Here is a 14,643-nt window from a genome sequence, read left to right as displayed (position 1 = left end):
CAGGAAATTTACCAATCCTTATTCTTAAGACTACGTTCTGCATCTCTGGCTTTTATGCTGTCTCTCTTGTCATGCAGCTTCTTTCCTTTACCCAAACCGATCTCCAGTTTGGCATAGCCGTTGTCGCTGATAAACATAGATAATGGCACAATGGTGAATCCCTTTTCCTTTATTTTCTGGGCCCACTTTTTAAGTTCCTTTTTATTCAACAGTAATTTGCGCTCGCGGGTAGGGTCATGGCCTACATACCCGGCATTTACATATTGTGCAATATGCAGACTGCGAATCCACAATTCGCCTTTATGAAAAAAACAATAGCTGTCGTTAAAACTTACTTTATTCAAACGTACCGATTTGATTTCCGATCCGGTAAGCATGATACCTGCTACCAGTCTGTCTTCAATGGCATATTCAAAAGTTGCAGGCTTATTCTTTATGTATACTTTAGGTTGTTTTTGTTTACTCATCTGATCACCAGGTTCACAATCCTATCAAAATTAAGAAATAAAAAAAGAAAGCACCACTTATTTTATGTGATGCTTTCTGTATTTTTGTGAGGTACCGAACGGATTCGAACCGCTGTACAAGCTTTTGCAGAGCTCTGCCTAACCTCTCGGCCACGGTACCAAAACGTATCGCATACGCGATTTAGAGGACAGCAAAGGTAAGTTTGATTGTTTAAAATTCCAAATAAAAATAGAGATTATTTATGCAGGGAAACCCTATCGGTGCATCGGAACTGATCATAACAGAAAAAGGATGTATTTACCATCTCGATGTTCATCCCGAGGAAATTGCCAACACCATTATTACTGTAGGAGACCCTGGAAGGGTAGCTATGATCTCTAAGTATTTTGACCGTATTGAGCACAAAAAAGAACACCGGGAGTTCATAACCCATACCGGGTATATAGGGCATAAACGCCTGAGTGTAGTCTCGACCGGTATAGGACCGGATAATATAGACATTACCCTTAACGAACTGGATGCCCTGGTGAATGTAGACTTCGGTACACGCCTTCCTAAAGAAGACCATACAACACTTGAAATCGTCAGAATGGGAACCTCCGGGGCTTTGCAAGCCGATATACCGGTAGATAGTCTTGTGGTCAGCACCTTCGGCATCGGTCTGGATAATCTGCTGCACTACTATTATTATAGTGAGAATGCAGAAGTGGCCTTTATCAAAGATGCTTTTGTGAAACACAGTCGTTTGGAAACATCAGCGATCAAGCCCTATATGGCCGAAGGCTCTATTCAACTGCTGAACAAATTTCCAGCCAGAGAAGGATATATACATGGTATAACCGTTACCTGTCCGGGGTTTTATGCACCTCAGGGTCGTCAGATCCGTATGGCACCGGCTTTGCCGCACCTTATCGATTCCCTTGCGGGGTTCCGTTGCGGAGATCACCGCATTACCAATTTTGAGATGGAGACCTCTGCCATTTACGGACTGGGGCGCATCATGGGGCACCATTGCCTCTCCATCAATACAATTATCGCAAATCGTCAGACAAAAGAATTTACCAAAGACGGATCGCGTTCCGTTACGCAAATGATCGAAAAATCGCTTGCACTGCTGATTGAATAGCACCTTGTTTTACCCCATTTATAATTCAATAGGGCGTATTCTACAGAATACGCCCTATTGAATTATAAATGAATGACTTACGAAAAGACAGGTTATGGTTATTTATATATAGGGCCTGATTTTTTTCTATAGTGTTAATTATTTTTTAAATAATCATTGTAATCATGACAATTATTGCTTATATTTATAGAGATTTTTTTCAATAAATACCTATTTGAACCCTATAGATAAGCTTTAACCATCATGACCTTTACTTGTTTGTCTTATATTTTTTTTACACCATTGTAAGGTATAACTCATTATACTTCTGCTTACTTGTGTACACCGGCCGCCGGCAACTTCTATACTTTTTACCTGGTTTATATGTATGTTGAACAGTAGCATGTGAAACATCTTTTAAATAATTAACCTAATCACTAATCATCTATAATTTATGATTCGATATCTACACAAAATCATAAGTGTACTTTTAGTTTTGTGCTGCAGCTTCACCCTGAGTCAGGCGCAGCTAACTGTTATTGATAATGTTACCGCAACCCAGCTCGTCAATAAGCTTGTCGGACAGGGTGTAGTAACAATGAATCCAACATTGGTTTGCCGCTCTACAGGTAGTGGTACCTTTTCCGGAACCAGTAATCTGGGTATAGATAGCGGTATCATACTCACAACCGGTTCTGCAAAGACCAATACGGCAACGTTTACCGTAGGTGTAGATGCTATTGCGACACAGGGCATGAGTTATACGGGTGGTAACACTCCGGGCGATGGCGACCTGACCTCTATTATCAATGGCTCGGCTACCAACAATGCCTGCGTGCTGGAGTTTGACTTTATTCCTTCGGGCGATACGGTGCGCTTTCAGTATGTATTTGGTTCGGAAGAGTATCCGGAATATGCCTGTTCATCCTTTAATGATGTATTTGCATTCCTGATTTCCGGCCCGGGTATTGTATCCAATATTCCAGCTATTCCGACCAAAAGAAATATAGCCCTGGTGCCGGGTACCAATGTGCCGATCGCGATCAATACCGTAAATCCGGGTGCAGGTATCAATGGTAATATAGCCACATGTAATGCTATTGCACCAGGCTCTCCTTTTACCGCCTATTATGTAGATAACCTTATTCCAACTGCAAACCCGAATATTGTTTTTGACGGTATGACTACCGTGTTGACTGCAATACAGGACGTAATTCCTTGTCAGACCTACCACCTGAAATTAGCGATTGCTGATGCAGTAGATGGTGCGCTGAACTCAGGGGTATTCCTGAAAGCAGGAAGCCTGATGAGTACACCGGTACAAACCGAAAATATAACCGGTGGTGGTGGCGGTTCTAATAAGCTGCATACCGTAAGAGGTTGTAACCCGGCTGTAATCCGTTATAAAAGATTAGGTTGTGATACCTTACAACCATTTACCTTCCACCTGCAGGTGAGCGGTACAGCAGTTAATGGTACCGACTATGCTTTTATTGCACCTACACTGGTAGTGCCAGGAGGTTCCAGCACAGTTGATCTGCATATTCAGGGTCTGTTACCACCACTGGGTAGCAATAAATATGTAATCATTGGTGTATTACATCCCGATTCAGTAGCAGCAGGCGCTTCTATTATTCCTATTCTGAAAAGAGATACGGTATATATTCTGGACTCTTTGTATGTAAATATTCTTACACCAGAGCAGGCTGTATGTCCCAACACGACGATTTCTATCACAGCAGAAACAGATCCTAGTCTGAGCTTCAGCTGGATGCCGGTGCAGTACAATACCGGTAGCCTTACCATAACCCCTACGTTACTGACAACAAGAGATTTTACGATAACCGTTACACAACCGGGAGCACCGGCAACCTGTCCTCCGAGACGTAAGACATACCATGCATTGGTAGAGCAGTATCCTATTATATCAGCACCAAGCGATACCATCGTCTGTGGCCAGGATTCGGCAGTCATACCGGTGTCTGTATACCCCGATTCTGTCAATTATCTGTATAACTGGTCGCCGGGTACAGGCTTAAGGGCAACCAATATCGGAACCAACTTCCTGTTCCGTCCGCCAGGCACCTATCCTTATACAATTACAGTGACCACACCGCAGGCGCATTGCGTTTCCACTCATAATATTAATATCAATGTGCGTCCGCCATTTGACCTGAGTTATGTAAGACCACAAAGCGGCACCGTAGTACCTTATGGTACGGAAGTAGATATGTCCGCACAGGGAGCAGTACTGTACTCCTGGTTCCCTCCGGGTCAGTTCTATAATCCAGACATGCCGGTAGCCAGAACATTGCCGGTGCTGGAGCCAGCAACCTATAGTGTCCTGGGTATTGATGAGTATGGTTGTAAGGATACAGCTACGATCTTCCTTGATGTAAAATATCCTTTAGATCCGATCATGCCTAATGCCTTTACGCCGAACGGCGATGGTAAGAACGATGTATTCGGACTGACGAATGCGAAATTCCAGAAACTGCTTCGTTTTGAAATCTACAACCGCTGGGGCCAGCAAGTGTTCAGCACCATAGATCCGCTGAAAGGATGGGATGGTACATTTGAAGGTAAGGGTTGTGACCAGGCAGTATACAACTACATCATTGTAGTAGAGTTGCCCAACAAAACGATTAAGACATATAATGGAACGGTAACCTTATTCCGATAAGATATATATCAACTTTGTCCATCAAATCCCGGAACGCTATGCGTTCCGGGATTTTTGTTTTAGGGCAGTGACCCCATACTTTTGTACTGTTTTTGTAGCACAAGATAATAATGCTTGTGATTCTCCGTAAATTTGAGTACTGACAAATCCCAATAAGACAGTAGTTTCAGCATTTCCCATTGTTGATAATCCATTTCAGGACATTTACCCTAATGTCCTGAGTAACCCTATTTATCAATTGTAAAAAATTATCACTATGGGCAAATTATGGCTATTGGCCGGACTGACCGGGTTCGGTGCGGTCACCGGCTGGGCAACGCCTCCTCCCGGATCACCCACCGGAAGCGCACCGCACGAACACCAGGTGCAGCAAATGACCTTTGCAGAAAACAAAGGACAATGGACTGCCGAAGCAAAGTACAAAGCCAGCTTGAGCGACAATGGCGTACTGTTTCTTACCGATCATGGACTGGTATACAACTTCGTCAGCAAAGAAGATATCCGGAAAATACATGATGCAAAAACATCTGAAGACGCTGAAGAGCCTGTGCTTCATGGACATGCCTATAACGTAAACTTTGTAGGCAGCAATCCTGGTGTTACCTACACAACGGCAGACAAGAAGCAGGCGTATCATAACTACTTCATCGGTAATGATCCGAAGAAATGGGCAGGAAATGTAGGGCTGTATGGCGCTGTATGGCAGCATGATATTTATAATGGTGTTGATTTTAAAATATATGGTGCTTCGGGCGATAACCTGAAGTACGATTTTATTGTGCATCCCGGTGCAGACCCGCAGCAGATTGCCTTGTCATTCGATGGGGTACAGCCGGCTTTATTGCGGGATGGGTCTTTAGCAATTACCACGACTGTAAACAAAGTAGTGGAGCAGGCTCCCGTTTGTTACCAGGTGATTGATGGGAAGAAGATAATGGTCCCTTCTGCTTACCGCTTCAAAGAAGGAGTACTCTCTTACTATTTCCCTAAGGGATATAATAAAGCCTATGAACTGATCATAGACCCTTCTGTTGTATTTGCCACCTACAGCGGACATAATAACGGAAACCCGTTTGAAGGAGGCGTAAATGCTTACGGGGCTACTTATGACACAGCGGGTAATGCCTACACTTCAGCGACCGTATTTGCCTGGGGCTGGCCTACCACAACCGGTGCCTACCAGACCACAGTGCCCAGTACATTTAGTATCGGCATCAATAAATATAATGCCAACGGTACGGCCCTTGTGTACTCCACTTATTTCGGAGGCAGTTTCGGCAGAATACTCCCAAGTAGTTTGCGGGTTACGAATAATCAGGAGCTTGTCATGACCGGCTATACCGAGACGACGACACTGCCGGTTACGGCCGGAGCGTACCAGCCCAGCCTTAAGGGGACTTCTGATATGTATGTAGTGAAGTTCAACGCTGCCGGATCGGCACTTGTGGGTTGTACCTACCTGGGCGGTACGGGGCCGGAAGCTTATTACATGAACACGATCTATTTTGCACCATATGCTCCCGGCAACTATGGACAGAGTACGGTTGATCTGGCTTTTGATAACCAGGACAATATCTGGATTACCAGTAATTCAGGGTCCACAGATTTTCCGACCACACCCGGTGCCATTCAGAATACTTTAGGCGGAGGGCATGATGCAATCATCTCCCGCCTCAATCCTTCATTGACAACCCTGCAATATAGTTCCTACATTGGCGGTAGTGCCTGGGACGGAGCCTGTGCTGTAGAGTACGACCCTAATGCAGACCGTATAGCGATTGTTGGCAGCACCATATCCGGCAACTACCCGGTATCGTTTGGGGCATACAAGCCCACAAGACCCGGTGGCCGTTTAGATGGATTTGTGACCGTTATTAATAATAATAATCCAGGTATACTGGCTTCCAGTTATATAGGAACCGATACGACCGATTATGCACTTAGGGTAGCCTTTGACTGTAGTCATAACGTATATGTGGCGGGCAATAGCCAGGGCAATTACCCGGTAACCAATACCGCAGCACAGGGGCTGGTCGCTAACGGACTGGTGTTTATTGATAAATTGACCCCTGCACTTACGGCCTCCATAGCATCGACCCGTACCGGACTCAGAACAGGATTTATGGGCGACATCTATCCTTCTTCCCTGATTGTAGATAAGTGCGGCAACATTGCAGTGTCTACATTTACCTGGTCTTTGAAACAAACCGGTATGCCGGTTACGACCAATGCTATAGATACCAGTCCCAAGCCATTTTACATGGCCGTGTTCCGGGATAATTTTGCCGGGCTTAAATTTGCCAGCTATTTCGGAGATCCGAACAGTGAGCACTTTCACTCTGGTGTCTGCCGCATTGACCCGAAAGGGATTTTCTACCAGGCTGTATGTACCGGTGCTCCCAATTTTCCAACCACTGCGAGTGCTTACTCCCCCACCAAGCTTAACGGGTATGTCAATGATAATGTAACCTTTAAGATACAGTATGAAACCGGTATACCGGTCGATATGACGGTGACTACGGGTGGCGGGGCCAATAGTCCAAATAAGCATACAGTAAGAGGATGTAATCCTGCCAAGATCACCTTTACCCGCACAGGCGATACGACTGCTCCTTTAGTGCTGCATATTAATAAATCGGGATCGGCCGTGAACGGAACAGACTATACCTTCCTGCCCGACACCATACAGCTGGCCGCGATGCAGACCAGCCGTACGATTGATGTAGCAGGATTGCTGCCAGCCAATGGAACCAAGATGCTGATCATCGATCTGCTGGAGCCATGCAGCTGTCTGAACCCAACCGATATCGTAAAGAGAGATACCATATATATATATGATGCGCTGTATGCCAATCTGACGACCCCGCTGCCGGCCTATTGTCCGGGTACGCAGATCTCTATAACCGGGGCTACAGACCCGGGCTTACAGTTCAGCTGGGCACCGGCACAGTATAACCTGGGCAACCTGACCATAAACCCGGTCATTACCCAGAACCAGGACTTTGTATTTACCGTTACACAACCCGGCGCACCGGCTACCTGCCCGCCAAGAAGCATTACCTTTCATGCAGTTACAGAGCCATATCCGCAGATTATAATGACAGACGATACTGCCGCCTGCGGTCAGGACAGTCTTATGATACCGGTACAGGTACTGCCAGATACCATTAATTATATCTATAACTGGACACCTGTTACAGGTCTTAGGGCGGCCAATATTGCCACCAACTATGTCTGGATGCCTGTGGGGGTATACCATTATACTTTCTCGGCAAGCAGTCCTAAAGCACATTGTACCACTACAAAACAGCTTACGGTAGAGTTCAGGGCACCAACACCGCTATTTGGCATCACCCCGCCTAGCGGCACACTGGTCGATTATGGTAAGGAGATCACCATGTCGGCACAAGGGGCTGTGTTCTATACCTGGTATCCGCTGGGGGCATTTCACGATTTCAGAGAGCAGAGCCCGACTACCTACCCGGTTATCGAGCCCAAGACGTATACGGTGGTGGGTGTAGATGCTTATGGCTGTAAGGATACCGCAGATATCTTTATAGATGTACGCTACCCTCAGGACCCTATTATGCCTAATGCCTTTACTCCTAATGGCGATGGCCGCAACGATGTCTTTGGGCTGACCAATGCACAGTTTCAGAAGCTGCTGCGGTTCGAGATCTATAACCGCTACGGTCAGCAGGTGTTTACAACCATTGACCCGATGAGCGGCTGGGATGGTAATTATAACGGGAAAGCCTGTGACCAGGGTGTGTATCAGTATATAATTATAGTAGAACTGCCTAATAAAGAGAAGAAAACATACAAAGGAGATATTACCTTATTACGATAAGGTATGTGGTTAAAGTTCAGCCCGGGAGTGTCCACCTCCCGGGCTTTTTTATAAATGTAATAGCTATACTCTATATATAAATAGGCAGGTATCGGCACAAGCTTCTGAATAATTACTTGTGCAGAAAGCATAATTGTGTTAGTTTTGCACTTCGGGCGCCAGCCCGATTTTTTGTATCTATAGGTGAGGGTACTCACGATACAATGATTGGGGCCGAGTGCAGCATAAATCCGTAAAATAAAAATAAACATATATAAAATGCCTTTAGACACTTCCATCAAATCTGTTTTAATTATTGGCTCCGGTCCTATCGTGATAGGCCAGGCATGTGAGTTTGACTACTCCGGTTCTCAGGCAGCCAGAAGTTTAAGAGAAGAAGGAATCAAAGTAACACTGATCAACAGTAACCCTGCTACGATCATGACCGATCCCATAGTTGCGGATAAGGTGTACCTGTTACCTTTGACTCCGGAAAGTATAGAACAGATACTGAAGGAAAATGATATCGATGCCGTACTGCCTACCATGGGTGGACAGACTGCGCTGAACCTGTGTAAAGAAGTAGACGAGCTGGGTATCTGGCAGCAGTATAATGTACGTCTGATCGGGGTAGACATTAAAGCAATCGATAAGGCAGAAGACCGCGACCTGTTCCGCGAGTGGATGCTGGAGATGGGTATTCCCGTAGCACCTGCACGCGTAGCCAACTCAATGCTGGAAGGTAAAGAGTTTGCACAGGAGATCGGTATTCCACTGGTTATCCGTCCGTCCTTCACACTGGGTGGTACCGGAGGTGGTTTTGTAAAAAGTAAAGATGAGCTGGAAGCGGCACTGGATGCCGGTCTTAAAGCCTCTCCTATACATGAGGTACTGGTAGAAAAAGCAGTACTGGGCTGGAAAGAATTTGAATTAGAACTGCTGAGAGATGCTGCTGACAATGTAGTTATCATCTGTACTGTAGAGAACTTTGACCCGATGGGTATCCATACCGGCGACAGTATTACTGTAGCACCGGCTATGACCCTGAGCGATACAGCATTCCAGCTGATGCGTAATACCGCAGTAGATATGATGCGTAATCTCGGAAACTTTGCCGGAGGCTGTAACGTACAGTTCGCCCTCAACCCGGAGACCGAAGAGATCATCGCCATCGAGATCAACCCGCGCGTAAGCCGCTCTTCTGCACTGGCCTCTAAAGCAACCGGTTACCCGATTGCCAAAATCGCTGCGAAACTGGCGGTAGGCTACAACCTGGATGAGCTGAAAAACCAGATCACCCAAACAACATCTGCATACTTTGAGCCGGCGCTGGACTACGTAATCGTAAAAATGCCACGCTGGAACTTTGATAAATTTAAAGGTGCTGACGATACACTGGGCCTGCAGATGAAGTCTGTAGGTGAGGTAATGTCTATCGGACGTACCTTTCCTGAAGCCCTGCAAAAGGCATGTCAGAGCCTGGAGAACAATGCTATCGGCCTTACCTCTATCAGCCGCAGCCGCATGCGCCCTGAAGAGCTGAAAGAATACCTGAAGCGCCCTACATGGGACCGTATCTTCCGCCTCAAAGAAGCGCTGGAAGTAGGTATCTCTATCAAAACACTGAGAGAACTGACACAAATCGATCGCTGGTTCCTGTACCAGATCCAGGAGATCGTACAACTGGAAGCAAAGATCAAGGAATACAAACAATCGCACAGCCTGCCTAAAGAAGTACTGTTTGAAGCCAAGAAAATGGGCTTCAGTGATGAGCAGATTGCTGAGCTGATGGGCGATTGCACTCCGGAAGAGATTTATACAAGACGTAAAGAACTGGGTGTAACCCGTGTCTACAAAATGGTAGATACCTGTAGTGCCGAGTTCGAAGCCAAAACTCCATACTTCTACAGCACCTTCGAAGAGTTGCAAACCGGCTCTGAAGATATCCTGCAGAACGAGTCTAAGGTAACCGATAAGAAAAAGATCATTGTACTGGGTTCAGGCCCTAACCGCATTGGTCAGGGTATCGAGTTTGACTACTGTTGTACACATGGTCTGCTGGCTATCAAAGAGTGTGGTTATGAGGCGATCATGATCAACTGTAACCCTGAGACCGTATCTACCGACTTCGACATTGCAGACAAACTGTACTTCGAACCGGTATACTGGGAGCATGTGTGGGAGATCATCGAGCATGAAAAACCAGAAGGCGTTATCGTACAGCTGGGTGGACAAACGGCCCTGAAAATGGCTAAACGCCTGCATGCCAAAGGCATTAAGATCATCGGTACCTCATTCGACAATATGGATATTGCAGAAGACCGTGGCCGATTCTCTGACCTGCTTAAAGAATTGAAAATACCTTATCCAAAATATGGTACCGCTTACACTACCGACGATGCTATGGAAGTAGCCAACCAGGTAGGCTACCCGGTACTGGTGCGCCCGTCTTATGTACTGGGCGGACAGGCCATGCGTATCGTTATCAACGACGAGGAGCTGGAAGAGAGCGTAGTAAGCCTGCTGAAAATACTGCCGGGCAATACGATCCTGATCGACCACTTCCTGGATCGCTGCCAGGAGGCCGAGATCGATGCCATCTGTGACGGAGAGGAAGTATACATCATGGGCATTATGGAGCACATAGAGCCGGCGGGTATCCACAGCGGAGACAGCCACTCTGTACTGCCTGTCTTCAACCTGGGTAAACTGGAAGTTGAGGAGATGAAAGACATTACGAAGAAAATAGCCCTGAAACTGAACGTTAAAGGTCTGATCAACATACAGTTTGCCATCAAAGACGGTCGCGTGTTTGTAATCGAGGCCAACCCTCGTGCCAGCCGTACCACACCATTCATCGCCAAGGCATATGGTGTACCGTTCCTGAACATTGCTACCAAAGTAATGCTGGGCGATAAGAAGCTGAAAGACTTCACCATCGAGAAGCACCTGGAAGGGTATGCGATCAAGGAGCCGGTATTCAGCTTCAGCAAGTTCCCTAATGTAAACAAAGAGTTAGGGCCAGAGATGAAGAGCACGGGAGAGGCTATCCGCTTCATCAAAGATCTGAGAGACCCATACTTTAGAACCCTGTACAAAGAAAGAAGCATGCACTTAAGCAAGTAATTGCTGCATAACATAATACAATAGCAAAGGCTATCCATCGGGTAGCCTTTTGTCGTATACTCACTTTGTACGCTAGCGCAGGCACCTCGTGTGCCGGTTTGTCTTACTGTTATTAGATTTGAGACACGCGCTGGGGAGCGCGCGCCAGCTTAGGAACACTCACTCGTCATATCGACTGAAGCGTAGCGAAATGGAGATATCTCCTCTTATATCTTGTCTGGTCTTAGTGTTCCGCAGGCCACTAAGACCCCAATCATCTATCCCGATTGTATCGGGAGCTTGTAAAAAGGCCCCGATGCAATCGGGGCAGGAATTATATAGACGTGAGTGGCCCTTCGGAACACTCACGCCAGTGCAATGGAGTGGAGACATCTCCTTTGGTACTTGCTTCAGGAGATTTCTCGACGCCGCTACGCTGTGCTCGAAATGACGGGAACACTCACTTCGTCATATCGACCGTAGTGGAGATATCTCCTTTGGTAACACCTTGAGATTACCCGGTTTGTATAAGCTATGGTCTTACTGTTTGTTTAGTGGTTGTAGGATTGAGGCACGCGCTGGGAGCGCGCCAGTGGGTATTTTTCTCATATTTTTTAGGGGAAATACACCTTTGAGAAATAGATATTAATACTATATGTTTGATTTTAATTTATGCAATTGTTTATGGGAATTTTTAATCTTTTTTCGAAAAGGCAAAAGGAACTCCGTGGGGAAGTTCCTGAAATATATACTTATAACAGTATTTCACAGAAACTCCGAGTACAAATCGTTCATATAATAGATGACTGTTTTGGTAAGAACAAGCAATATGGAGATGATATTGTAGGAGAGGCATATAAAAATGTATATGATATAATTTGTAGAGAATATGGGAGATTTCAACTTATTGAAAATAATATTGGAAGAAGTCAGCAATGGGAGGTTCTAAATTTCATTCTTGAAGCAAACACAGAAGAGGTGCTGGATGTAGTTGAAGTTGCTTTTAAATGTATAAAAACTGTTGAAAATAAAATGTATGATAGATATCTATATAATACTACTGTAAAAATGAATCCAGATGAAGCAATATCTGAATTAAATGAGCGATTTAAAGAAAACGGAATTGGTTACGCTTTTGAAGGAGAAATTATAAGAATTGATTCATCTTATATACATACTGAAATAGTAAAGCCAACTATTAATCTACTTTGGAATAGTAAATTTAAAGGAGCCAATGAAGAATATCTCAAAGCACACGAACATTATAGACATGGTAGAAATAAGGAATGCTTAACAGAGGCATTAAAAGCTTTTGAAAGCACAATGAAGATAATTTGCAAGGAAAGAAATTGGACCTTTAAGGACACTGATACCGCAAAAGCATTGATTCAAACTTGTTTTCTAAATGAATTGGTTCCAACTTTTACTCAAAACCAATTTACGTCATTAAAGAATTTATTAGAAAGTGGAATTCCTACAATAAGAAATAAATTAGGAGGCCATGGACAAGGATATATTCCTCAAAAAGTAGATGACGAGATGACGAGGTATGCTTTAAATTTGACAGGAGCAAACATTATTTTTTTAATTGAGCAAAGTGGCATTGTCTAAATAACTGCTCTCACTATCATCTACCCTCGCTCGTCCTCACATAAATGAATAAGGAGCCCACCGGGCTCCTTATTCATTTATAATCACTTCTTTATCAATTGCTCCAGTCGATCTATCATCTCCTTCTGCTGTAGGAGCATACGCTCGTAGAGCTCCACCATCTTATCTAAAGGATTGAAATGGAAATTAGGATAATAGTTATATCCGTTTGATTGATCGTTAAATGTATTCGATATTATATTCACCGCCTGTTCTTCGTCAAAGTTCTGAATAGCCTCAACCGGCAGGTGTAGCACCGCTGCAATCTGTTGCAGCACATCCAGTTCTATAGTCTCGCGCTGCTCCAGCAGCGATACCCGCTGTTGGTTCCAGTCATGGCCCAGGTCTGCGGCCAGGGCATCTTGTTTAATGCCCAGCATCTCGCGAAAGCGTTTTATGTTGCGGCCTTCGTGCGCTTTACGGTTGGTTGTTTTGGTCATAGGTCAATTGTTTTTTCAGACTGGAAAATTACACATTTCTATACTAATTACCGGTATTGCCACCGCAGTATTTTACCTGTAAGTAACACCCGCACGGGTAGGCCACATGCCTTTGCTTTGTGCTATAACTAAAACACTCGCTTTATGGCTAAGAAAACTAATGGCCCGGTGGTGCGTAAGCCTCGCATCGTAAAGGTATATGACCATCATGTAACCTATAATGCCCACCTGCTGTACAAAACCCATGTTATATACCCCAAGATAAGGCTTGCGGGCAAGTGGCTGGCCGATTGTGGATTTGCTCCCGGCCAGCACATACAGATTACTACCGGTAAGCAGCGGCTAGTCATACAGCTGGTCGATGCGCCCGGTACAGACCAGCATGCAGCCGCAGCTAAGCAGCATGCGGTGGCTAAAGAGCTATCTGCTGCCGGTAGAAAGCCTCGCCGCCGCACCAACGTGCCGTATGTGGCCGACAAAAAGCAAAATGAAGCCGTTGCAAAACTAAATGCACCTGCCCAAAAGCTTAATAGCATTAACTCCAAACCTCAATCCCATTCAGGTTTGGGGTGGCTGGATATACCTTTTTTCTGAGACCGGGCAGCTTTTAGGTAAATGCAATTGTGCAAAAAGCCCCGCGGTCGCAGCATTTTTCCGCATTCATTTAGCTGTTGTCTACCCTCTATTTAGCTTTTAGGTAGCTTTATTCAGCTCCGAGCTGCGTTCATTTAGCTTTTGATCAGATTCCATTTAGGTCTGGGGTATCTGCCCCCTCCTCAGGGGTGGGTGGGGTGGCACTGCCAGGGCGGTAGTTAAAGCGCTCCTTGAGCTGCTGGTGCACGGCTTTACTGCCGGGCATACCGGCTATGCTTGCCGCCTCAGCTATGCGGTATATGCTCAATGCCGTAGTATAGGCTTCACTACCGGCCAGTATGCGGGTATCTTCTATACGCTCCGACAACTGTCTGCATATGGCACTGATCTCGTCTAGCTGATGAAAGAGGTTAAGATCGTTTTGCAGCATGTCTGCAGAGAGAAAAGAGGGGAAGAGCTGCGGACTGTTGCGCAGGGCATTGGCAGCATCTTCGCTAAAGGCTTTGTTCCCGACATTGATCTTGGGCAGGCTCATGCGCTCGGCCGGGCTTAGCCCTACGAGAAAGGGCAGCTGTGCCTGTATGGCAGCAAAGAGGGTTTTGACATTGGCCAGCTGATCGCTGTTCATTACAGCGTTTACTCTGTTATTATTGATTCCTGACATAAGTTTTGGGTTTAGAAAGTGAAAAAATATTACCTCTAAAATAATATCCCGCTCTTGCAACCGCAGCAGCCCGGGCACTAACTTATGTACTGTTTTTGGGGTTTC

At 45.5% G+C, this 14,643-nt stretch carries 9 protein-coding genes and 1 tRNA gene; 6 read left to right on the top strand and 4 right to left on the bottom strand.

Features of this window, described 5'->3' with window-relative positions:
* Positions 1-8: 8 nt before the first annotated feature.
* Positions 9-467 (bottom strand): SsrA-binding protein SmpB, encoded by a 459-nt coding sequence (gene smpB / locus FTD44_RS04805; protein WP_222165418.1) that lies wholly within the window; start codon positions 465-467, stop codon positions 9-11.
* Positions 468-556: 89 nt separating this feature from the next.
* A tRNA-Cys gene (locus tag FTD44_RS04800) sits at positions 557-627 on the bottom strand.
* A gap of 82 nt (positions 628-709) precedes the next feature.
* On the opposite strand from FTD44_RS04800, the gene FTD44_RS04795 reads away from it, so the two are divergent.
* From FTD44_RS04795 to FTD44_RS04775, 5 genes are all read left to right on the top strand, one after another.
* Positions 710-1,594 (top strand): nucleoside phosphorylase, encoded by an 885-nt coding sequence (locus FTD44_RS04795; protein ID WP_222165417.1) that lies wholly within the window; start codon positions 710-712, stop codon positions 1,592-1,594.
* 433 nt (positions 1,595-2,027) lie between these two features.
* Entirely contained in the window at positions 2,028-4,256 is a 2,229-nt protein-coding gene (locus FTD44_RS04790) for a choice-of-anchor L domain-containing protein (RefSeq protein ID WP_222165416.1), read from the top strand.
* A 256-nt stretch (positions 4,257-4,512) separates the two neighbouring features.
* Entirely contained in the window at positions 4,513-8,106 is a 3,594-nt protein-coding gene (locus FTD44_RS04785; RefSeq protein WP_222165415.1) for a DUF7948 domain-containing protein, read from the top strand.
* Between the two features lie 258 nt (positions 8,107-8,364).
* Entirely contained in the window at positions 8,365-11,211 is a 2,847-nt protein-coding gene (carB, locus tag FTD44_RS04780; protein WP_222165414.1) for a carbamoyl-phosphate synthase large subunit, read from the top strand.
* Between the two features lie 663 nt (positions 11,212-11,874).
* Entirely contained in the window at positions 11,875-12,801 is a 927-nt protein-coding gene (locus FTD44_RS04775; RefSeq protein ID WP_222165413.1) for an STM4504/CBY_0614 family protein, read from the top strand.
* 83 nt (positions 12,802-12,884) lie between these two features.
* Here FTD44_RS04775 and FTD44_RS04770 read toward each other — a convergent pair whose 3' ends face one another.
* Positions 12,885-13,280 (bottom strand): helix-turn-helix domain-containing protein, encoded by a 396-nt coding sequence (locus FTD44_RS04770; protein WP_222165412.1) that lies wholly within the window; start codon positions 13,278-13,280, stop codon positions 12,885-12,887.
* Between the two features lie 144 nt (positions 13,281-13,424).
* Between FTD44_RS04770 and FTD44_RS04765 the strand changes: the two genes are divergently transcribed.
* Positions 13,425-13,874, top strand: coding sequence for a SymE family type I addiction module toxin (locus tag FTD44_RS04765; RefSeq protein ID WP_222165411.1), 450 nt, complete (start codon positions 13,425-13,427; stop codon positions 13,872-13,874).
* A gap of 145 nt (positions 13,875-14,019) precedes the next feature.
* Here the strand turns inward: FTD44_RS04765 and FTD44_RS04760 are convergent, their stop codons facing one another.
* A complete protein-coding gene (locus tag FTD44_RS04760) occupies positions 14,020-14,538 on the bottom strand; it encodes a hypothetical protein (protein WP_222165410.1) in 519 nt (172 codons plus the stop codon).
* Positions 14,539-14,643 lie beyond the last annotated feature (105 nt).

Source organism: Edaphocola aurantiacus (genome assembly GCF_019797745.1).
In the GTDB taxonomy this organism is placed as follows: Bacteria; Bacteroidota; Bacteroidia; order Chitinophagales; family Chitinophagaceae; genus Edaphocola; species Edaphocola aurantiacus.
The sequence above is the reverse complement of the archived record's forward strand: the minus strand, read 5'-3'. Positions and strand labels throughout refer to the sequence as shown.

Excerpts from the sequence above, each read along its gene's own strand:
- FTD44_RS04790 (WP_222165416.1), top strand. The coding sequence starts at position 2,028 with ATGATTCGATATCTACACAAAATCATAAGTGTACTTTTAGTTTTGTGC.
- carB (WP_222165414.1), top strand. The coding sequence starts at position 8,365 with ATGCCTTTAGACACTTCCATCAAATCTGTTTTAATTATTGGCTCCGGT.
- FTD44_RS04795 (WP_222165417.1), top strand. The coding sequence starts at position 710 with ATGCAGGGAAACCCTATCGGTGCATCGGAACTGATCATAACAGAAAAA.
- FTD44_RS04760 (WP_222165410.1), bottom strand. The coding sequence starts at position 14,538 with ATGTCAGGAATCAATAATAACAGAGTAAACGCTGTAATGAACAGCGAT.
- FTD44_RS04775 (WP_222165413.1), top strand. The coding sequence starts at position 11,875 with ATGGGAATTTTTAATCTTTTTTCGAAAAGGCAAAAGGAACTCCGTGGG.
- FTD44_RS04785 (WP_222165415.1), top strand. The coding sequence starts at position 4,513 with ATGGGCAAATTATGGCTATTGGCCGGACTGACCGGGTTCGGTGCGGTC.
- FTD44_RS04765 (WP_222165411.1), top strand. The coding sequence starts at position 13,425 with ATGGCTAAGAAAACTAATGGCCCGGTGGTGCGTAAGCCTCGCATCGTA.
- smpB (WP_222165418.1), bottom strand. The coding sequence starts at position 467 with ATGAGTAAACAAAAACAACCTAAAGTATACATAAAGAATAAGCCTGCA.
- FTD44_RS04770 (WP_222165412.1), bottom strand. The coding sequence starts at position 13,280 with ATGACCAAAACAACCAACCGTAAAGCGCACGAAGGCCGCAACATAAAA.